Here is a 20925-nt window from a genome sequence, read left to right as displayed (position 1 = left end):
CGCCGACGCCATCGGCGCCGGCTCGATCTCGTATCCTGCGCGGCACGCTACAGGATTCGGCGCTGAAAACGAACGTGGCTTTGCCGCGGTGCATCGTCGGGATGCACCGGCCGGTCACTCCACCCGGGCGAACTGGGCGCGCCGGGGTTTGGCGGCGACCGGGGCCGCGGCGACCTTCGCGGGCTGCGCCTTGAGGCCGGCCGGTGCGACGACCCTGGTGTCCACCGGCTTCGTCTCGACGGATCTGGCCCCTGCCAGCAGCACGGGCTTTGCCGGTTGCCCGGGCCTTGCCGGCGGCACCGCGATGCGCCCGGCCATGGGCGCGGAGGGCGGCGCCGGCTGGGCGGCGAGGCGGCTGGGCGGCGCCATCGGCCCGCTTCCGCGCCGGGCGGCCGGCTCGACCCTGGGGGCGTCCTTGTTGATCGTCTCCTTGCCGGCGGCGAGCCTGACGCTCGCCCCGGACCCGGCCGGGCGGTGGCCGGCGAACGCCGACCGGTGGATCTCCTGCCTGTGAATCTCCTGCCTGTGAATCTCCTGGGGAGCGCCTGCCAGGCGGATCGGCGGCGGCGCCAGGCTCATGGGCGCCTTCGTGTTCGCGGAGGCTTGGTTGGTGGAGGCTTGGTTCGCGGAGGCCTGGTTCGCGGAGGTCTGGTGCGAGGGGCGCACCGGCACGAAGGCGGCGGTACGCACCCGCGTCGGCTGCACCGCCGCGGGCACGGCGATGCTCGCCGCCGCCACGACGGTGGGGGCGATGCGGACCGGCCGGGGGGCGGGTTCGTCCACCTCGGCCGCCGGCTTGAAGGCCATGGCCGGGCGCGAGGCGCGCACCGGCATCTCGGCGTCCGGCCCGAGGTCGGCCAGCATCACCGGAGCGGCCCCGCGGATCGCCGCCGGCTGCCCGTCGGTGCGCAGGGTCGCCATCAGCTTGGCGTCGTCGCTGCCGGCGGTGGAGGCCTTGCCGACGTATTCCACCCGCACCTTGGCGGTGCCGCGGCGGCGGAAATCGAGGGCGCTGGCCACCTCTTCGGAGACGTCCATGAGGCGGTTGGCGTGATAGGGGCCGCGGTCGTTCACCCGCACCACCATGGAATGGCCGTTGGCGAGGTTTGTGACCCGGGCATAGCTCGGCAGCGGCATCGTCGGGTGCGCGGCGGCCACCGAGTTGCGGTCGAACACCTCGCCGTTGGCGGTGAGCCGGCCGTGGAAGGCCGCCCCGTACCAGGAGGCCAGCCCCTCGCGGACATAGCCCTTGGCGTCCTCGCGCGGAACGTAGGTGCGCCCGGCCACCACGTAGGGCTTGCCCGAGAAGCGGCGCCCGCCCCCCTTGGGGATGACGTCCCCCTCCTTGTAGAGCCGCGGGCTCGCCTTGACGCCGTACTTCGGATCGATCTCGGAGCCGGACCCGGTCGCGCCGCCGGCGAGCTTCTGTGTCGGGGCCGCGCAATTGGCCGTGGTCAGGGCCAGGGCCGTCACGGCCATCACCCGCCAGGCCGGCCGCACCCGCCAGACCGGCCGCATCCGCGCAGCAGAGTCTCCGGCCTTCCAGATACGCACCATCACGCGATCAAACCCGTGCCCTCAGCCGTGTACGCGACACGGGGCGGCCGCCGGCGCGGAGGGCGAGACCGGCGGACCCTTGTTCGAGACGTTTCAAGCGGCGTCGGGCCGCGCCGCGAACCCGGCGGCGTCATCCCGAAACGAACACTTGTCGAGACGGCGTAAACGAAGCCTGAACGATGACGGGGCGGGTCCGGCCGGCCACCGGGTTATCCCCGAGAGTCCACATCCGGAAACCGCCGCAAACCATTGACAGGAAATCGAAAAGACCACGCCTTCCACGCTGTCCGCAGGACGCCCCGTCCTGCCGGCGCACTCGGCTCGCGTCACCATCGCCCGACACCTCGGGCATCGCATCAGCGAACGACCGCAACTGGTTCAGCCTAAACCGTCTTTCGCGTCCACATCAGGCCTGGGCGCGCTCGCCTGGGTGAGATGCGCGATGGAGGGGCTGCCGCGCTGGCGGAACAGCAGGTCGAGGGCCTCCAGCATCAGGGCGTGCATCTTGGTGCGCTCGACGTGGGCGAGGTCGCGCAGCTGGTCGTAGACCGGCGGCTCCAGGTAGACCGACATCTGCCGGGCGCGGGCCTTGAGGGTGGCGGGCCGGGCGGCCGGCGCGACGGCCTCGGCGCCGCGCCCGGGGGCGGCGGAGGCCGCCACGATGGCGGCAAGGCTCGGCTTAGGCGGCCGCGACATGCCCGGCTCCGATGTCCGCGATCTCCCGCATCCGCCGCTCGATCCAGCGCCACAGCCCGCGCACCTCGGCGGCGGCCTGGCCCTTGGGGTTGAACTCGGTCACCCCCTGCCCGAACCCGATCGCGTCCTGGTGGTCGGTGCGCGAGACGATGGTCACGTCGGGCAGGACGCCCAGCACCGAGAGGCCGTCGCTGGCGTCCCGGATGCGGTAGGAGCGCGCCGGGGTCTGGTTGAGCACGAAGGCGAAGGCCTTCTCCAGGCGGTAGATCGCGGCCAGGGTCGGCTTGAAGGCGCGCAGGTCCGCCGGCGTCGGCCGGCAGGGCACGAGGCAGAGGTCGGCGGCGCGGATGGCCGAGAGGGTGCCGGGGGAATCGACGCCCGGAGTGTCGATGAAGACGAAGTCGTAGGCGGTCTCGCGCAGCCGGGCCATCACCCCGTCGATCTGCGTGGCGTCGATCTGCGCCACCTCGGGGCCGTCGGCGGTGCGGTGGTCGGCCCAGTCGCTGATCGTGGCCTGGCGGTCCATCTCCAGGATGCAGACCGAGAGCCCGGCCTCGCGGGCGGCCACGGCCAGCGAGATGCACAGGGTGCTCTTCCCGCTGCCGCCCTTCTGCGTCACGAACGTGATGGCCTGCATCGGGTTTCCTTCGAGTCGGCCCGTCGATCGCCCCGGCCACGGCCTGCCATCCTGTGATGCAAGGATGACCTGATCCGGGTCTGGGTCATCGTGGTTAACGGGTCGTTAACGCCGGCGCTTCGGCCAGGACGCGGCGGGATGCCGCAATAACAATGTGAAGTTGCTTTTCCGGCAGAAGGCGATCCGAGACCCCTTCCCTCATCCCGTTGATATCGATAGCTCTACCACCCGGCCTGGTCACCGGGTGCGCATCGATATCAACCTCAGGTATCGCTACTGTGAGCGCCGGGACCTCAGGCGCGGCACCCATCGCGGATCGACCATGGCGGCTTCCCTTCGGCGACCCTCGCGAGCCCTGCCGGACCTCCGGTCGGCCCTGAAGGCCTCCGGCGTCGTCGGCACCTGGCGCTACGACGTGCCCAAGGCCCTGATCGCCGTCTCCGCCCCTGTGGCCCGCCGGCTCGGCCTGGCGCCGGAGGCGGCGACGCGCGGGCTCCCCCTCGCCGCCTTCGTGGCGGCCCTGCACCGCGCCGGCCGGGCCCGGATCCAGGCGGCCTTCGAGGCGGCGGCCGAGCGCGGCGGCCCCTTCGACCTGACCCTGCGGGCCCGGGACGGGGCGACACGGGTGAGCCTGCGCGGCCGCGTCGCCCGCGACCCCCTCGGCCAGCCCCGCCAGGGCGACGGCATCGCGCTGGCCTTCGGGCCGGACGAGGACCCCGAGCCCCAGGCCATCGTCAACCGCATGGCCGAACACGCCATCGCGCTGCGCATCCTCTGCGCCGACTTGCGCCAGCCCGGCCTCTGCGCCGCGGTGGACGACCTGATGATGGAGATCGGGTTCGAACTGGCGCGGCAGCTGGAGGCGGGGCGGGAGGGGGTGCCGCATTGAGGGGGGCGTCGGGTCGAGCTTTCCAGGGTTCGAGGGGCGGTCTATCGCCGACCGATCTCGGACGCCGGGAGATCGTGGCCTCACTCTCGACGTATTCCGCCTGCTTCCGGGTCCCGAATATTGATGCGGTCTCGAGGGCGTTGCCGATCCTGCGAAGTGTCTCTTGTCTTTGACGCTGGCGCACGTCGGGCCACTCGCTCTCCCTGACGGTGCCGGCCTCGATGGACAGCCAGCGTCACGACGTGAGAGCCGGGCTTGCCTGACGAGCTGGGGACCCGCAATCTCAGCTTGGCAATACGCTCGATGGGTGTCTGTCGGCGCGTTGCCGCATCGGCCCGCAGGACATGGGAGTTCCGGGATCATGACGATGGACGGTGGGACTGCCGAGGGGGATGAGGCCGCTCCGCTCGGGCGTCGGGCCGGGCTTCTCAGCCGCCGGTCCTTCGTGGCCGGCTCGGCCGTCGGGTTTGGCGCGATGGGGCTGGCCGGTTGCGCGACCTCCGACGGCATGCTCCTCGCCGAGGCGGCGAAGATCTACGGGCCGCTGCCGAACGAAAAATTCCCGATCCCGGCGGCCGATGTCAGCAAGGTCGACCCGAAGTACTATCGCCGGACGGTTCGCTACGAGTCCAAGGAGGCGCCGGGCACGATCGTCGTCGATCCGGGCAACTTCTACGTCTACCGCATCGAGGGCGATGGGACCGCCACCCGCTACGGCGCCAACGTCGGCCGCGATGGGTTCTTGTGGAGTGGCGACGCCTATGTCGGTCGCAAGTCCGAATGGGCGACCTGGACGCCCCCCAAGGAAATGATCCGGCGTCAGCCCGAGGCCGCCAAATACGCCCGCGGCATGCCGGGCGGCCTCGACAATCCGCTCGGCGCCCGCACCCTCCATCTCTACCAGAACGGCGCCTATACGCTCTACACGATCTACGCCTCGAGCGATCCCGAGACGATCGGCACGGGCATCACCAGTGGCTGTGTCGGCCTGCTCAGCCAGGACATGATCGACCTCTACGCACGAACGCAGGTCAAGACGAAGGTGGTCGTCCTGCCCGCGTAGTCGTCCTGCCCGCGCACGCGAAAGCCTCGTTCCGGCGCGGATGGTTTCGCGCCGGAGCGTGGCGCTTTCGACCGGTCGGAGCGAGGCGGGGGCGCTGGGGCCATCCTCACCCCTCGGCCAGCGGCAACCCCCGATCCATCCCACCCCAATGCAGGTCGGGCGTCGTGGCGAACAACCGGCGGTGGGCGAGGACCGCGTAGGTGTCGGTCATGCCGGCGATGTAGTCGGCCACGCGCCGGGCGAGGCGGCTCGGGGTGGCGTCGTCGAGGCCGGCGCGCCATTCCTCGGGCATCGCGGCGGGGTCGGCGGTGAAGGCGGCAAACAGGTCGGCGACGATGACGTCGGCCTTGGCGCGAACGCTGAGCACGCCGGGGTGGCGGTACATCCGCGCGAAAAGGAACGTCTTGATCTGCGCGTCCGCCTCCACCGTCGCGGGCGAGAACGCCACCACGGCCTCGCGCGCCCCGCGGATGTCCTCCACCGAGCGCGGGCCAAGGGCCGCGATCCGGCGGCGGCTCTCGCCGATCACGTCCTCCACGAAGCGGGTGATGACGCGCCGCGCCAGTTCGTGGATCTTTCGCGATGGCTCCAGGTTCGGATGGAGGACGTCGATCTCGTCGAGGAGGCCGGCCAGGAACGGTACCGCGTCGAGCTCGCCGAGATCGAACAGGCCGGCGCGCAGGCCGTCGTCGAGGTCGTGGGAATCGTAGGCGATGTCGTCGGCGATGGCCGCCGCTTGCGCCTCCGGCCCGGCAAAGCGCGACAGGTCGAGGTCGTTGAGGGCATTGTAGTCGAGGATCGCCGCCGGGATGCCGCGCTCCGCCCAGCGCGGGGTCGGCCGGCCGTCCGGCCCGAGCAGGGGGCCGTTGTGCTTGACGAGGCCTTCCAGGGTTTCCCAGGCGAGGTTGAGCCCGTCGAAGCCGGCGTAGCGTCGCTCCAGCCGGGTGACGATGCGCAACGCCTGGGCGTTGTGGTCGAAGCCGCCGTGCGCGGCCATGGCCAGATCCAGCGCGTCCTCGCCGGTGTGCCCGAAGCAGGTGTGGCCGAGGTCGTGGCTCAGCGCCAGCGCCTCGGCCAGGTCCTCGTCGAGGCCGAGCGCCCGCGCCAGCGCCCGCGCGACCTGGCTGACCTCGAGGGTGTGCGTGAGCCGGGTGCGGTAATGGTCGCCTTCGTGGTGCACGAAGACCTGGGTCTTGTGCTTGAGGCGCCGGAACGCGCTCGCGTGGATGATGCGGTCGCGGTCGCGCTGGAAGTCGCTGCGCGTCGCCGAGGCCGGCTCTGGGATCAGGCGCCCGCGCGTGGCGGCCGGGTCGGTCGCGTAGGGCGCCCGCCAGCGTTCCCCGTTGTGCCGCACGTCGCGTTCCTTCATGCCGGCGGGTGAAACCCGATTTCGATGGTCCGGGCGCGAAGAGCGCCCCGCGAAGCGGGCCTTGGAGGACATCGGTCCTCCAAGGCGTCGAGCGAAGGCGAAAGCCAAGGCCGCGGATGCGGCCGCCGGCGCCTGAGGCTCGGCAACCCAGGGTCATCGGATTCGTCCGTTGGCATCCGGCTACCGCATCCGCCGCGTTGCGGCGCGCATCCGCACCTCATATCTTGTGTGCGGCGCCGGCCACGGCAATCACCGGCCACGGCAATCACCTGCGCCGACAACGATGGACCGGAACCCGAGCATGACGAGTCCTGAGATCACCCTCACCCCCCGCGCCGCAAAGCGCATCAACGAGATCATGGGGGCCGAGCCTCCGGGCGCCTCCCTGCGCATCAGCGTCAACGGCGGCGGCTGCTCGGGCTTCTCCTACGCCTTCGACGTGGAGCGCACCCGCGCCGGCGACGACGTCGCCATCGAGCGCGACGGCGCCACGGTGCTGGTCGACCCGGTCTCGCTGGAATACATGAGCGGCGCCACCATCGACTTCGTCAACGACCTCATCGGCCAGTCGTTCAAGATCGAGAACCCCCAGGCCACCGCCTCCTGCGGCTGCGGCACCTCGTTCTCGCTCTGACGGGATCGGACCGCCCGCGATTGCCTCGCCCTGCAAAACGCGGCAGGGATGGCGCGGCCTCGAGGCTCACGGTTTTCCCCGCCAGCGATCCGGATACGCCCATGACCTGTTGGAAGGCCCGCCCGAACCTGACGCGGGCCGCGGGGCTCTCGGTCTGCCTGATCGCCCTGATGGGCGCCGGGCCCGGCCTCCACGGCGTCCTGTCGCCCGCCGTCGCCCAGGAGGCGGCCTCCGCGGTGCAGGACGTCACGCTCCAGGACGTGGTGCTGCCGCTGGGCGGCACCGTCCTCACCGCGCCGCGCCTGACGGTGAGCGGCACCCGCCTGTCGAAGGACGACGTCGTCGCCCTGCTCAAGCCGGGCCCCGGGGCGCCCTGGCCGGCCCGCCTCGCCCGCCTCGACGCCGCCAGCCTGACGATCCCCGAACTGCGCGTGTCCTATGTCGAGGGCGGCCCCGCCCGCCAGGGCGTGGTCTACCGCGACGTGGTCGCCAAGGACGTCCGGGCCGGGCGCATCGCCGAATTGACCGCCTCGGGCGCCTCCGTCTCGGTGACGGGCGGGCCGCGCACTGGCACCGGCACCTACGGCCGCATCGAGGCCCGCGACGTCGACCTCGTCACCCTGTCGCGCCTGTACGGCGAGCCGGGCGACGGCAAGGGCGCCATGCAGCGGATCTACGGTGTGGTCTCGCTCAGCGACGTCGCCTATGTCGACGACCGCGGCACGGCCCTCCGGATCGCCCGCATCGAGGGCCGCGACATGAGCGGCCGCCAGACGCCGGCGACCTGGGCCGGCGCGTTCCAATCCCTCACCGGGCTCGACCTCGACAGGGAGGCCCTCGACACGATGTCCCCGGCCGAGCGGGCCCGGCTGACCGGGATGGCGGCCGACCTCGTCGACTCCGTCGCGATCGGCGCCCTCGAGGCCACGGGCCTCAGCCTGCAGGAGACCAGGGACAAGGCGGTCGACCTCAGCATTGCCCGTTTCACCATGGGGGCGGCCGGCGCCAGCTTCGAGGACATCGGCTTTTCGGGCGGCGGCGCCCGCTCCCGGATCGGGCGGCTCTCGCTCTCGGGCTTCTCGCTGGCACCGACCGTCGCCGCCCTGCGCCGGCTCTCCGCGCTCACGACGCCGCCCTCCGACGACGATCTGCGCCGGCTCACCCCCACCATCGGCACCCTGGCGGTGCAGAACGTCGCCATCGACCTGCCGGCCGAGACCGTGCCCGCCGAGCCTCCGCCGGCCGCCGCCAGGGTCCCGGTCGACAGGGTCCCGGTCGACAGGCCTCCCGGCCTCGGCGGGGACCTGCGCGCCGGCCCGCCGGCGATGCCCGCTCCCTCGCCCGTTCCCCCCTCGCCCGTCCCTGCGCCGGTCGTCCTGCCCGCCGCCCATGTCGGCCTGCGCGACGCCACCATGAGCTTCGGCACGCCCAAGGACGGGGTGCCCACCGCCGGCCGGCTCAGCCTGTCGGGGCTCACCCTGCCCTCGGCCGCCGTGGCCGGCATCCCCGGCCTCGGTTCGCTCGGCCAGTACGGCTACCGCGACCTCGACCTCGATGCGGTGGCCGAATCCTCCTGGGACGAGGCGGCGCGCGAACTCAAGGTCCGCGAGATCTCGGTCTCCGGCAAGGAGATGGGCACGCTGCGCCTCAACGGCACGGTGGGCGGCATCGGGCCGGAGGTGTTCGACGCGGATGCGGCGGTCTCGGGCTACGCCTGGCTCTCGGCCACCGCCAAGGCCCTCGACCTCACCATCGAGAACACCGGCCTGTTCGAGCGCTTCATCACCGCCCAGTCGAAGGTGCTGAGCCTCAAGCCCGAGGAGCTGACCCAGGAATACGCCACCGCGAGCGCCTTCGGCGTGCCCGCCATCCTCGGCGGCTCGGCCAACGCCAAGGCGATCGGCACCGCGATGGCGCAGTTCGTGGCCAAGCCCGGCCGCCTGTTCCTCAGCGCCCGCCCCAAGAACGGGACGGGCCTCGGCGTCATCGACTTCAGCGCCGCCCCGAACCCCGGCGCGGTCCTGGATCGGTTGGACGTGACCGCCAAGGCGAACTGAGGGTTTTTGAACCCGCCTTCCTCGTGGGAGGCGCCGGATGCGAGGCGGGAGTGGAGGCCTCCCCTTCGGTCAGGTCAGCTCGCGCACCACCACCCGCCCGCGCTCGGCCGAGAGCGCGAGGCGGCCGGCCTTGAGGGCGAGCGCCTTTTCGCCGAACAGGGCGTGGCGCCAGCCGGTGAGCACCGGCACGTCGGCGTTGTCGTCTTCGGCCAGCGCCTCGAGGTCCTCGATGGTGGCCACGATCTTGGGCGCCACCCGCTCGGCCTCGCACACCGCCTTGAGTAGCACCTTGAGGAGTTCGACCAGCGCCCCGTTGCCGCCCCGCCCGCGGCTGCGCTCGGCCGCCACCGGGATCTCGGCGGTGTCGCGCAGGAAGCCGCGCTCCACCGCGGCGAGGATGTCGGCTCCCGTGCGCGAGCGCTCGAAGCCGGCGGGAATCGAGCGCAGGCGCCCCAGCGCCTCGACGTTGCGCGGGGCGGAGGTGGCGACGTCGATCACCGCCTCGTCCTTGAGGATGCGCCCGCGCGGCACGTTGCGGCTCTGCGCCTCGCGCTCGCGCCAGGCGGCGACCTCCATCAGCACCGCGATCTCGCGGGGCTTGCGCATGCGCCCCGACAGGCGGCGCCAGGCCAGAGCGGGGTCGGCCTTGTAGGTCTCGGGCGAGGTGAGGACGCTCATCTCCTCGTCGAGCCATTCGCCGCGATCGGTCGACAAGAGCTGGCCCGCCAGGACCTCGTAGACCTTGACGAGGTGCGTGACGTCCGAGAGCGCATAGGAAAGCTGGGCGTCCGAGAGGGGCCGACGCGACCAGTCGGTGAAGCGCGAGGACTTGTCGATCTTGGCCTTGGCCACGTCGTTGACGAGCTGCTCGTAGGAGACCGAGTCGCCGTAGCCGCAGACCATGGCGGCCACCTGGGTGTCGAAGAACGGCTGCGGCAGGAGCCCGCCGAGCAGCCAGATGATCTCGAGGTCCTGGCGGGCCGAGTGGAACACCTTGACCACGCCCTCGTGCGCCATCAGCGCGAAGAACGGCGCCAGGTCGAGGTCGGGCGAGAGCGGGTCGACCAGCACGCCCGACCCGTCCGGCCCCGCCATCTGGATGAGGCAGAGCTTCGGGTAATAGGTCGTCTCGCGCATGAACTCGGTGTCCACGGTCACGAACGGCATGGCGGAAAAGCGGGTGCAGGCCTCGGCGAGGTCGTGCGTGGTCGAGATCAGGTCCATGAAATCGGCTATATCCGAGGTTTAGGCCCGCGGCGAGATCGGCCCGCGCGGTTATCCGACCCCGGCCCCCTCCTTCCTCAGACGGCGCCCCCTCACGTCGGGTGCGTCCTCGTCACGACAAGCGAGTCCTGGTCACGCCAGGTGATAGGTCGGCCAGCGCGGCGTCGGTCCCCGTTCCGCGTGGGGGTGGTCGCGTGGGAGGACGACGCTGCCGAAGCCGAGGGTGAAGGGCAGCAACGGGGCGCCCAGCAGCGTGAGGTAGGTGTCCGGCAGGTGCTGGTGCAAGTTCTCGAACACGTAGGCGACGAGGTCGCACCCGATGGCGGGCGGCCGGACGGTCCCCGTCAGGGCCAGGGGCGTGCCCACGGGGGCGTAGTCGTAGCCCCCGAGCGCCAGCCGGGCCGCGGTGGCCAGGAGCATCGCCGCGACCACCGCCCCGCCCTTGGGCGAAGGCTCGTAGAAATCGTGGGTGGCCAAGACCCGGTCCCAGCCGTAGGCGACGGTGTCGAGGGTGTTGAAGCAGCGCGTCACCCGGCCGTCGAGGGCCGTGCCCGGCCCGAACAGGGCGGCGAAGGCGGCATTGCCCGGCGTCATCCCGGCAAAGCTGCAGGCCGAGACCGGCCGCGGCGGCAGCCTGCCCGCCAGCCCCTCCCCGCTCAGCCACAGGGCCACCACCGGGGCCAGGGTGCCACCCAGGCTGTGGCCCGTCACGGTGAGGGCGGCCTCCGGCGGCAGGGCGCCGACGGCCGCCGCCAGCGTCGTCCCGGCGGCATCGGTGAGCCCCTGGAGGGTGGCGAGGCCCTTGGCCGTCCCGGCGGATACCCGGGCCTCCGGCGCGCCGGGCCAGGAGACCATGTCGCCGAACGGGCTGTCCTCGTCACCGTCCTCCCAATAGGCGGGCGAGAACGGGTTCGGGTAGGTGCCGCGGATCGCCAGCACGCAGGCGCCGGTGGCGGTGCTGCGGGCGAGATAGGCGAAGTTCACCGGCGGATCGGGCGGTGCCGCGATCCAGGCGACGGTCCAGTCGCCGGCCGTGAGCGGGTCCCGGGCGAGATAGCCCGGGATCGCGGCCGGGTCGCCGTAGGCGATTCCGGCCAGCGTCATCAGTTCGGCGGTCGAGGCAGACATGGCCCAACCCGCCTCAGCCGACGATCACGCCCCCTCCGCCGATGGGCACCGAATAGGCGGCGGCCGCGATCGGCGCGAGGGGAGCGTTCTGGTTCACGAAGAACTGCCGCACGGTCGCGGTCGCCAGGAACGTGGAGCCGCCCGATGGAAGCAGGGATACGATGCCGCGGTTCCCGGCCGATTCGGTCACCGCACCGGATCGAGAGGCCAGGCTGAGACCTGTCGAGACGTATTGCACCCCGACGATCAAGGTTTGGTTCGCGGGGATCGTATAAAAGAGGTTCGGATTCGATGGCGATTTTGTGAAAGCAAACGTCTGATCGTAAATCGTAAGATCGTAATAGACCAGGTTTGCCGCGAGGTTGATCGTGCCGCCGGAGGCCGACAGTATGAACGGCACCGTCGGTCTGTAGCTCAGCTGGATCGACGCGGAGCCGCTGGTTGCCGTGTTGGTGATCTGGATGAAGGTGCCCTGGAGCACCAGGGGGACTTGCGTGAGGCCGGGAACGATCGGCTCGCCCAAGACCTCGAACGGGACGGTGTAGGGGACCGCGGTCAGGGACTTCACCGCATTGAAGGCGTCCTCCGACGTCAGCAGATCGTCCGGCAGCGTCGTCGATGCGTGGGGGTTCTCGACGATCAGCATGGCGTCACCTCTCCGCAGGATCGAGCAGCGGCGGCTCCCGACCGAATATCGCCCGCAGGTTGTATAATCTCAGATTGATTCTATCAAGACGTATTCAGTCATGGCGTGTGTTTTTCGGGTGGCCTCGCGACGCATCGCCGCGATCGACCTGCCCGGCGCGGCGACCCCCGAAGCGGAGGCCGCAAACTTGACTTCACCCCCCTCGCGTGAATGGTGCGGCCCTCATTCCCAAGAGGCCGTCATGCAGCCCGTCATGCACCGTTATCGGACCCATACCTGCGGGGCGCTCCGCCCGTCCGACGTCGGCGCGAGCATCCGCCTGTCCGGCTGGTGCCACCGCATCCGCGACCACGGCGGCGTGCTGTTCATCGATCTGCGCGACCACTACGGGCTCACGCAATGCGTGGTCGATTCCGACTCGAAGGCCTTCAAGGGCGCGAATCTCGCACGCTCGGAGTGGGTGATCCGCATAGACGGGCGCGTGCGGACCCGGCCCGCCGGCACTGAGAACCCCGACCTGCCCACCGGCACCATCGAGGTCTACATCGACGACCTCGAAGTGCTCGGGCCCGCCGGCGAACTGCCGGTGCCGGTCTTCGGCGACCAGGAGTATCCGGAGGAAACGCGGCTCAAGTACCGCTTCCTGGATCTGCGCCGCGACAAGCTGCACGCCAACATCATGAAGCGCGGCGCGATCATCGATTCCTTGCGCCGCCGCATGCGCGAGGGCGGCTTTTTCGAATTTCAGACGCCGATCCTTACGGCATCCAGCCCTGAGGGCGCGCGCGACTACCTCGTCCCGTCCCGCGTGCACCCCGGAAAATTCTACGCGCTGCCGCAGGCGCCCCAGCAGTTCAAGCAGCTGACGATGATCGCCGGCTTCGACCGCTACTTCCAGATCGCGCCGTGCTTTCGCGACGAGGACGCGCGGGCCGACCGCAGCCCGGGCGAGTTCTACCAGCTCGACATCGAGATGAGCTTCGTCACGCAGGAGGACGTGTTCCAGTCGGTGGAGCCGGTGCTGCGCTCGGTGTTCGAGGAGTTCGCGCAAGGCAAGCGCGTCACGCAGGCGTTCCCGCGCATCCCCTACGCCGAGGCGATGCTGAAGTACGGCGTCGACAAGCCGGACCTGCGCAACCCGCTGGTCATCGCCGACGTGACCGAGGAGTTTTCGCGCGAGGACGTCGCCTTCAAGGCCTTCAAGGGCGTGATCGCATCGGGCGGCAAGGTCCGGGCGATCCCGGCCACGGGGGCGGCGACCCAGCCGCGCTCGTTCTTCGACAAGCTCAACGACTTTGCCCGCGCCGAGGGCGCGCCCGGCCTCGGCTACGTCGTCTTCGAGGACGTCGACGGTGCGCTCGCCGGCAAGGGCCCCATCGCCAAGTTCATCCCGGCCGAGGTGCTGGCGCTGATCGCCGCCAAGACCGGCACCGGGGCCGGCGACGCGGTGTTCTTCTCGGCCGGTACCGAGGCCAAGGCGGCGGCGCTGGCCGGCAAGGCCCGCAACCGGATCGCGGACGAGCTGAACCTCTCCGACAAGGACCAGTTCGCGTTCTGCTGGATCACCGACTTCCCGATGTACGAGTGGAACGAGGACGACAAGAAGATCGACTTCTCCCACAACCCGTTCTCGATGCCGAACTTCGACCGGGAGGCATTCCTGGCGCTCGACCCGAGCGAGTCCGAGACGATCCTCGGCATCAAGGCGTTCCAGTACGACATCGTCTGCAACGGCACCGAGCTCTCGTCCGGCGCCATCCGCAACCATCGCCCCGAGGTGATGGAGAAGGCCTTCGGTCTCGCCGGCTACGGCCAGGACGTGCTCGAGGAGAAGTTCGGCGGCATGCTCAACGCGCTCAAGCTCGGCGCACCCCCGCACGGCGGCATCGCGCCGGGGATCGACCGCATCGTCATGCTGCTGTGCGGCGAGCAGAACCTGCGCGAGGTGGTGCTGTTCCCCATGAACCAGCGCGCCGAGGACCTGATGATGGGCGCGCCGGCCGAGGCGACGCCCAAGCAGTTGCGCGAGCTGCACATCCGGCTCAACCTGCCCGAGAAGCAGGGGTGAGACGCGATACGCCTCCCTCCCCCTCTGCGAGGGAGGCTGCCTCGCGGATGCGAGGCGGGAGGGGGGATCGTCACCTCTTCGGATGACCGAGGGATCGCCTTTCCCGATCCGCCGCCGACGCGAGAGGCCCCTTTCCCCGGCTCACGTCGGCCTTGCCCGATCTGATCGACGGTGTGCAGATAGCGGGCGCGCCCGATCCCTCCCGTCCCGATAGCGTCACCCGTGTCCTCCCTCGTCGCCATCGTCGTGACCCATGACAGTGCGGAGGCCCTGCCCGCCTGCCTCGGCGCCCTGGCGGCCGAGCACGTGCCGGCGGTCGTGGTCGACAACGCCAGCCGCGACGCGTCCGTGGCGGTCGCGGAGGCGGCCGGGGCGCGGGTGCTGCGCAACGCCCGCAACGAGGGGTTCGGCCGCGCCAACACCATCGGCGTGCGCGCCGCGGAGCGGGCCGAGCGGGTCCTCATGCTCAATCCCGACGTGGTGCTGCGGCCCGGGGCCGTCGACGCGCTGCTGGCTGCGGCCAGAGCCTATCCCGATGCCGGTCTCCTGGCGCCGCGCCTCGTGGAGCCCGACGGGCGGTTCTTCTACCAGCCGCGCTCGCTGCTCGCCCCCTATCTCACCAATCCCCATGGCAGGCTCGCCCTGCCCGAAGGCGACGCCTGCGCGCCCTTCCTGTCGGGGGCCTGCCTGATGGTGGCGCGCGACCTGTTCCTGGATCTCGGCGGGTTCGATCCCGACATCTTCCTGTTCTACGAGGACGACGACCTGTGCCGGCGGGTGGCCGACACCGGCCGCGCCCTCGTCCACGTCCACGGCGCGCAAGCCCTGCACGGTCGCGGGCGCTCCTCGGCGCCCGCGACCGGCCGGGTGTTCCGCACCCGCTGGCACCAGGCCTGGTCGCGCGCCTACGTGTCGCGAAAATACGGCCTGCCGGACCCCTCCCCGCGCATGCTGGCGGTGAACGCGCCCAAGGCCGCCCTGGCGGCCCTGAGCCTGCGCCGCCCGCTGATCGAACGCTATGCCGGCTCGGCGGCCGGCGCGCTCGCGGCCCTGCGCGGGCAGACCGCCCTGGCTCGAGAGGGCCTGGATCGCTGAAAGTCCCTTTCGTGATCGGCCGCTCGCCGGCCCGGCCTCGCGGGACGCCCCCGGCGGCCCCACCTACACCCGATCCGGCGCAGGGGCGGCGGAGGAAGGACCCCGTGGAGCGAATGACCAACCCTTGGGCGCGGCGCGAGATCTGGTTCCTCGCCCTCGCCGTCCTGCTCGCCGCCGCCGGGGGGGCGCTGTTCTACTGGTCGCGCGCCACGACGCTGACCATCGCCGTGGCGCCGGCCGGCGGAACCGAACCGGCGCTGCTGCGCGCCTACGCCGCCGCCCTGGCCCAGCGCGGCAGCGGCGTGCGCCTGACGATCGTCCCCTTCGACGGGGTGCGCGAGAGCGCCGAGGCGCTCCAGGAGAAGCGGGTCGATCTGGCCGTGGTCAGGCCGGACGTGACGATGCCCCGCGACGGCCTCACCCTCGCGATCCTGCGCGAGCAGGCGATCCTGGTGGCGACACCCGCCTCCTCCGGCATCGCGGCGATGCCCGATCTGGCCGGAAAGCGCCTCGGCCTCCTCGCCCGCCGGACCGCCGACCGGGCGCTGATCGAGGCGGTCCTCGACAGTGCCGGCCTCGGCCCCGAGGCCCCGGCCGGGGCCGTCGTCCTCGTTCCCCTGGAGGAGAGCGAGGTGACCGCCGCCTTCACGGGGAGCCGGATCGACGCCCTCGTCCTGGTGACGACGCCCACGACGCCGGCCGCGCGCCGGATCGTGCAGGCGGTGCAGGACGCGGGGCCCGACCGCGAGGCGGTCCTGTTCGGGGTGTCCGACGCGGCCGCGATCCTGGCGCGCCACCCCAAGCTCCAGGCCGTCACGGTCCCGGCCGGGCTCTACGGAGGCCGGCCGCGCCTGCCGGCCGAGGAGGTCGCCACCGTCGGGCCGTCCTACCGCCTGATGGCGCGCTCGGACCTGTCGCGCAGCCGCGCGGCCGAGGTGACCCAGCACCTCTTCGAGATGCGCGCCGGCCTCGCCGAGGCCGTGCCCGTCGCCGAGAGCCTGCTCCCGCCCGCCTACGAGACCACCGCCGCGGCGGTGAGCGCGCGCCTGCCGATCCATCCCGGCGCCCTCGACTACTACGAGCGCGAGCAGGAGAGCTTCATCGAACGCTACGAATCGTGGATCTACCTCGTCGCCATCTTCGGCGGCGGCATCGGCTCGGCCGGCGCCTGGCTGCGCCAGCGCCTGTCGCGCCTGCGCCGGCACCGCGTCGAGGTCGCCACGCAGCGCCTCCTCGAAATCCGCTCCCTGGCCCGGCGCAGCACCGAGGCCGACCGGCTGCGGGCGATGGCGGCCGAGATCGACGATCTCGCCGCCAGCATCGCCCGCCACGCCCTGCGCCGCCCCACCGACCCGCGCACGATGACCGCCGCCAGCGTCGCCCTCGACGCGGCCCGCTCGACCGTGGCACGGGCGCTGGCGCCGATGCAGGTGGGCTAAATGTAACTGGTTCCGCTGGTGCGATGGCGCAGGTGAAGCCGAGGTTTTCTTGATCCTCCCCAGGTTTCGGTTCTCCCGCAGTTTGCGTGGATTACGCAGCGAGTAGTACGCGGCGTCGAAGGAGAGGGAAGCCGGCGCGTCCGTACATGGTCCGCTTAAGCATCTTCAGTCTGCTGATCTGGCCCTCCGCCTGACCGTTGCTCCACGACGTCGTCAATGCGGCGCGCACCGCCGTTCTGTCCCGCTCCAGGCCGGCCGCGAACGTTTCGAGAGCCGGTATGTCACTGAGACGCGCCGCGTCGAGCCAGATGTCGAGTTCGCCGGCGGGATCCGAAGGCCGGCTGCCATCGGCACAGCAGCCACGCACCAGGGCAGCGAAGCGCTGTGCTAGTACACGGAGCCGGGCCGCCTCCGGGTCCTGCTCGATCCGGCCAATGGCGGCGGCGGCATAGGGCGTGAGGGACTCGACGGGCTGGGTCAGGAACCAGGCGAGTTGCTTGGGAGATGGAAGAAGGATCGCTTCCGTGGCCGGCGGTACCGTTCGTGCCATCCATTTACGGGCGGTGCTCGGCGACGAAGCGGTGAACCTGCCGGTGCGTGCCGGCAAAGCCCCCCTCGCGGAGCTCGCGCCAGAGCTCCATCGCGTTCTCGCACCCCTCGGTCATCCGCTGCTCCAGATTCGCCAGATAGGGGTCGAGGCGGCTGGGGCCGGGGCGACGTGTTGCGCGTTCCGGAAAGCTCTCGGCCTGGGCATACTTGCGCACCGTCCCGCGAGCGAGGCCCGTCGCCCGGGCAATCGCCAGCAAGGTCTCACCGGCCTGGGAGCGCCGACGCACGTCCTCGTAGGCGGCCAGACGTCGGGCGCGGCTGTCGCAGCTCACGGCAATCTCGGCATCGCTCCGGCGGTAGGCGCGCAGGCGCTGTCCCAGCCGTCGCCCATCTCCGACGGCAAGGCTCGGCAGACGTCGCAAGCGTCCATGGACGTGGGCGAGCCAGCGCTCAACGGCTTGGCGCAGGTTGTGGAGGAGATGCCAGCGGTCGGCGACCTGAAGGGCTGCAGGAGCGCCCATGGTCGCTGCACGCGCGTATTCGGACGAGCGGTCGCGCGTGATGACCGCGATATCGGGATGACGACGCAGCCACGCGGCCACGGTCGTGCTGGATCGGTCCGGCAGCAGGTCGATCGGACGTCGCCGGTCGAGATCGACGATGAGCGTGCCGTAAGTCTGGCCCTTGCGGATCGCCTAGTCGTCGATTCCCACCGCCCGCAGCGGACCGGTCGGCGGTAGCTTCATGCCGTGTACGAGGCGCAACACTGTATCGGGGCTCGTGGCCATCGCCAGATGCCTGGCAAGGCGAGCGCCAGCTTTGCCCCCCAACGCGAGACCCACCCGAGCCTGCACTCTGGCGAGCCGACCGGTACGTCGTGCCCGTGGTGGGAGAAGACGCGGCAGCGATTCGACGAACGTGCGCCGTCTGCAGGCGCGATGATGGCAGTAGAAGCGGCGAACCTTCAGTCGCAGCGTCACGGCCTCGCCGAAACTCGGAAGATCGGCAGGATGCCGGACGTATCGGCTATGGACGGCAGAGTTTGGCGCGCCGCAGTTGGGACAGCGCCCACGATCCTGGCGAACATGGGCGACGATGATGAGATGACCGGAGCGGCGGATGACTTGGTCGACGACGCAGCCCGGCAGGGATGAAGACAGAATCATCCCAACCGTGAATCAGCCCATCGACACCGCGTCGCCGTGACCTTTCCACGCAAACTGCGGGAGACCCGTGAAATCGGGGAAGGATCACTCAGGCTCGTTTGACTATGCTGGATCGCTCGACGGACCGCCTCAGTCGTCGTGGCGCTGCCGTGAAGAACCTGGCCCATAGCGCGTCCCTCCACTCGGGCGTGAAGATTGCACCATTAAACCCCGGGATTAATATCTAGGGCCTGTTGTCGCTTGAACGGATTGGCTTGTCTTGTGTTTTCGTCTCACTGATGCAGGAGGGACGATGCTGAGCGACGCGCAATGGTCTGAACTGGAGCCCTTGGTCGAGGCGTGCCGGCCCAAGGCGAAGACGCCGCCGCAGGACCTGCAACGCACGCTCTCGGCGATCCTCTGGCGGCATCAGAACGGGGCCAAATGGCGGGCTATTCCGGAGGATCTGGGTCCGTGGTGGCGGGCCGCCCAGATCTTCATCCGCTGGTCCCGTGCCGGCGTCTGGGAGCGACTTTTCAGCCTCGTGCAGGAGCGCGGCGTCCAACTCGGGATAGTGTTTCTCGACGGCACGAACGTGCGGGCGCACCAAAAGGCGGCGGGAGCTGCCAAAAGGGGGGATCTGCGGCCGAGCGAGATCATCGTGAAGCGCTTGGCCGATCGCGTGGCGGCTATGGCACCAAGGCGTGCGTGATCGCCGACGGGCAGGGCCGCGCCATCGCCTTCCGGCTGGCACCGGGGCAGGCTCATGAACTGCCTCACGCCGTTCCCTCTCCTCGACCAGCTTCCCGGCGTGCCCAAGTGGGTCGTGGGCGACCGGGGCTACACCAGCCACGCCTTCCGCGAGCACATCTGGAACATGGGCGCGCGGCCCGCGATCCCGCCTCAACGACACGAGGCACCTGTCGCTTGCCCGGATTGGATCTACAACAACCGCAATCAGGTCGAGCGCCTCTGGGCCAGGCTTAAAGAGTGGCGCGCCATCGCTACCCGATATGAGAAAACCGCCGGCAGCTTTATGGGCGTCCTCTGCCTCGCAGCCACCCTCGATTAGCTCAAGCGATGACAGGCCCTAACCTCGCCTAAAACCTCGAGCGCTTCCTCTGGATCGAAACCCGGCCGGTGACAGCCTGAGACAAGCTTGGGAAGGCGCCCCAAACGCGTTCACGACCACAGTCTGATCGCAAGAAAGTCTGTCCAAGCACGCCAAAGCTGAAGGCGGCGTCAAATTGACAGCCAAACCCCTCCATCACGCGGTTCTTCGAGGTGTCTGTTCGTTTTGGAGCTGGCGCATTATGGCTACACACCATGATAACGAACTGTTCGTCCGACGGTAAAACGGTAATTCGAACAGACCCATTTTCCAGCATATCTTATCCACCGTTGCACCATTATTCGCCTACCACAGAGCAAAAGCCGTCCGTTCGTTTGTTAAATGTTGTTAAAAATAGCATCTATCCTTATTAAAGGCTTAGAATGACCGTAAACTAGCGCTCATACCAAATTGGTTTGCTTGACTAAGAGTCTGTCCGATAAGTCATGATGCTTGCGCCAGCCTTCGGACGAGGATCATGACGGCGGCGGCGTAGAGGAAGGCTTGTGCGGAGGCGAGGGTCGCTTCCGNCGGCCGGAACACGCCAAAGGGGATGCCGCGCCTCAAGCCGCCCTTCCCCGCCAACATGGGCCTCTACGGCTGCCCCACCACCGTGAACAACGTCGAGCCGGACCAGCGGCCATCGAGCCAATCGGCCTTGTTGGCCTTGTACTCATACCAAATTGGTTTGCTTGACTAAGAGTCTGTCCGATAAGTCATGATGCTTGCGCCAGCCTTCGGACGAGGATCATGACGGCGGCGGCGTAGAGGAAGGCTTGTGCGGAGGCGAGGGTCGCTTCCGGGTGCTTCCAGAGGCGTCGGTTGCGGCTGATCCATCCGAAGAAGCGCTCGACCACCCACCGGCGCGGATGCACGGCAAACCCGACCTGATCCTTGGGTTTGCGCACGATGTCGACGGTGATGATCGTGGCCGTGGCCGGCCTGTCACCCGCATAGCCTGCATCGGCGAAGGCTCTGACGATGAACGGGAAAGTGCGACGCGACAGGCATAGCACCGGTCCGGCTCCATCGCGATCCTGAATGCTGGCGGGCTGCGGATCGAGGACGAGGGCGCGTCCGTCCGTATCGACGAGCGCCTGACGCTTGCGGCCTTTGACCTTCTTTCCAGCGTCGTAGCCGCGCGGGCCGCCGCTCTCGGTGGTCTTCACGCTCTGGCTATCGAGCACGGCCGCCGTCGGCGACGCCTCGCGACCGGCCCGCTCCCGGTCGGCCATAACCAGGGCGTGGTTGATCCGCCCGAACAATCCCTCGTCCCGCCAGCGGCTGAAGTAGCCGAAGGTCGTGCTGCGCGGAGGGAGATCCTTTGGGATCAGCCGCCACGCGATCCCGCAGCGCAGCACGTAGAAGATCGCGTTCAGTACCTCCCGCATGGTCCAGACGGGCGGGCGACCGCGCGAGGCAGGCTCTGGCATCATGGGCGCGATCACCGCCCATTCCGTATCCGTCAGGTCGGTTTCGTAGCGCAAGCGCGCACGGCTATGCTGCCGGCGAGTGGTCGGGGTCCACATGGCACGTCCAGATGAGGCTTCAGCACCCTTCTGGAATCACCGCCATCCCGGCCACTCAACCCCGGCCGGACATTATCGGACGGGCTCTG

At 70.0% G+C, this 20925-nt stretch carries 15 protein-coding genes and 3 pseudogenes; 8 read left to right on the top strand and 10 right to left on the bottom strand.

The annotated features are described in order from the left end of the window. Positions 1–114: 114 nt before the first annotated feature. The 3 genes from ASG40_RS20255 to ASG40_RS05150 all read right to left on the bottom strand — a co-directional run bounded on the left by ASG40_RS20255 (position 115) and on the right by ASG40_RS05150 (position 2890). The gene (locus ASG40_RS20255; RefSeq protein WP_156387565.1) at positions 115–1557 is read right to left on the bottom strand and encodes a septal ring lytic transglycosylase RlpA family protein; all 1443 of its coding nucleotides are present in this window, start codon (positions 1555–1557) and stop codon (positions 115–117) included. A gap of 378 nt (positions 1558–1935) precedes the next feature. After that, the gene (locus ASG40_RS05155; protein WP_055881860.1) at positions 1936–2253 is read right to left on the bottom strand and encodes a ribbon-helix-helix domain-containing protein; all 318 of its coding nucleotides are present in this window, start codon (positions 2251–2253) and stop codon (positions 1936–1938) included. Then, the gene (locus ASG40_RS05150; RefSeq protein WP_055881858.1) at positions 2237–2890 is read right to left on the bottom strand and encodes a ParA family protein; all 654 of its coding nucleotides are present in this window, start codon (positions 2888–2890) and stop codon (positions 2237–2239) included. Before ASG40_RS05150 ends, ASG40_RS05155 begins: the two co-directional genes overlap by 17 nt. A 322-nt stretch (positions 2891–3212) precedes the next feature. Here ASG40_RS05150 and ASG40_RS05145 point away from each other — a divergent pair, with 322 nt between their 5' ends. Together ASG40_RS05145 and ASG40_RS05140 are read left to right on the top strand one after the other, a co-directional pair. Next, positions 3213–3779, top strand: coding sequence for a hypothetical protein (locus ASG40_RS05145; RefSeq protein WP_082523917.1), 567 nt, complete (start codon positions 3213–3215; stop codon positions 3777–3779). A gap of 361 nt (positions 3780–4140) precedes the next feature. Then, positions 4141–4842 (top strand): L,D-transpeptidase, encoded by a 702-nt coding sequence (locus ASG40_RS05140; RefSeq protein ID WP_055881853.1) that lies wholly within the window; start codon positions 4141–4143, stop codon positions 4840–4842. Positions 4843–4948: 106 nt separating this feature from the next. Here ASG40_RS05140 and ASG40_RS05135 read toward each other — a convergent pair whose 3' ends face one another. After that, the gene (locus ASG40_RS05135) at positions 4949–6211 is read right to left on the bottom strand and encodes a deoxyguanosinetriphosphate triphosphohydrolase (RefSeq protein ID WP_055881850.1); all 1263 of its coding nucleotides are present in this window, start codon (positions 6209–6211) and stop codon (positions 4949–4951) included. 301 nt (positions 6212–6512) lie between these two features. Between ASG40_RS05135 and ASG40_RS05130 the strand changes: the two genes are divergently transcribed. Together ASG40_RS05130 and ASG40_RS05125 are read left to right on the top strand one after the other, a co-directional pair. Then, positions 6513–6845: a HesB/IscA family protein gene (locus ASG40_RS05130; protein ID WP_055881848.1), complete on the top strand. Its 333-nt coding sequence runs from the start codon at positions 6513–6515 to the stop codon at positions 6843–6845. Between the two features lie 101 nt (positions 6846–6946). Continuing rightward, a complete protein-coding gene (locus ASG40_RS05125) occupies positions 6947–8902 on the top strand; it encodes a hypothetical protein (protein ID WP_055881845.1) in 1956 nt (651 codons plus the stop codon). A gap of 69 nt (positions 8903–8971) precedes the next feature. Here ASG40_RS05125 and rnd read toward each other — a convergent pair whose 3' ends face one another. From rnd to ASG40_RS05110, 3 genes are all read right to left on the bottom strand, one after another. Next, entirely contained in the window at positions 8972–10126 is a 1155-nt protein-coding gene (gene rnd, locus ASG40_RS05120) for a ribonuclease D (protein WP_055881842.1), read from the bottom strand. Between the two features lie 132 nt (positions 10127–10258). Continuing rightward, the gene (locus tag ASG40_RS05115; protein ID WP_055881836.1) at positions 10259–11254 is read right to left on the bottom strand and encodes a lipase family protein; all 996 of its coding nucleotides are present in this window, start codon (positions 11252–11254) and stop codon (positions 10259–10261) included. A gap of 13 nt (positions 11255–11267) precedes the next feature. Beyond that, positions 11268–11900 carry a hypothetical protein gene (locus ASG40_RS05110; protein ID WP_055881833.1) on the bottom strand — a complete coding sequence of 211 codons (633 nt, stop codon included), beginning with the start codon at positions 11898–11900 and terminating at the stop codon, positions 11268–11270. A gap of 253 nt (positions 11901–12153) precedes the next feature. Between ASG40_RS05110 and aspS the strand changes: the two genes are divergently transcribed. The 3 genes from aspS to ASG40_RS05095 all read left to right on the top strand — a co-directional run bounded on the left by aspS (position 12154) and on the right by ASG40_RS05095 (position 16502). Further along, on the top strand, positions 12154–13968 hold the full coding sequence (gene aspS / locus ASG40_RS05105) for an aspartate--tRNA ligase (RefSeq protein ID WP_055882068.1): 1815 nt from the start codon (positions 12154–12156) through the stop codon (positions 13966–13968). Between the two features lie 222 nt (positions 13969–14190). After that, the gene (locus tag ASG40_RS05100; protein ID WP_156387564.1) at positions 14191–15063 is read left to right on the top strand and encodes a glycosyltransferase family 2 protein; all 873 of its coding nucleotides are present in this window, start codon (positions 14191–14193) and stop codon (positions 15061–15063) included. A gap of 113 nt (positions 15064–15176) precedes the next feature. Beyond that, positions 15177–16502 carry a TAXI family TRAP transporter solute-binding subunit gene (locus ASG40_RS05095; RefSeq protein ID WP_055881828.1) on the top strand — a complete coding sequence of 442 codons (1326 nt, stop codon included), beginning with the start codon at positions 15177–15179 and terminating at the stop codon, positions 16500–16502. A gap of 91 nt (positions 16503–16593) precedes the next feature. On the opposite strand, the pseudogene ASG40_RS05090 reads toward ASG40_RS05095, so the two are convergent. Beyond that, a pseudogene (locus ASG40_RS05090) lies at positions 16594–18217 on the bottom strand (ISL3 family transposase). Positions 18218–18509: 292 nt separating this feature from the next. Between ASG40_RS05090 and ASG40_RS20250 the strand changes: the two are divergent. Then, positions 18510–19268 (top strand): annotated as a pseudogene (locus tag ASG40_RS20250) (IS5 family transposase). Positions 19269–19751: 483 nt separating this feature from the next. On the opposite strand, the pseudogene ASG40_RS21010 reads toward ASG40_RS20250, so the two are convergent. Both ASG40_RS21010 and ASG40_RS05075 read right to left on the bottom strand, forming a co-directional pair. Beyond that, a pseudogene (locus ASG40_RS21010) lies at positions 19752–19837 on the bottom strand (IS5/IS1182 family transposase); the annotation flags it as partial. Positions 19838–20023: 186 nt separating this feature from the next. Next, complete coding sequence (locus tag ASG40_RS05075; RefSeq protein WP_055881819.1) at positions 20024–20836, bottom strand: IS5 family transposase; 813 nt, start codon at positions 20834–20836, stop codon at positions 20024–20026. Positions 20837–20925: the final 89 nt, after the last annotated feature.

Source organism: Methylobacterium sp. Leaf399, from assembly GCF_001424525.1.
Lineage (GTDB): Bacteria > Pseudomonadota > Alphaproteobacteria > Rhizobiales > Beijerinckiaceae > Methylobacterium.
The sequence above is the reverse complement of the archived record's forward strand: the minus strand, read 5'-3'. Positions and strand labels throughout refer to the sequence as shown.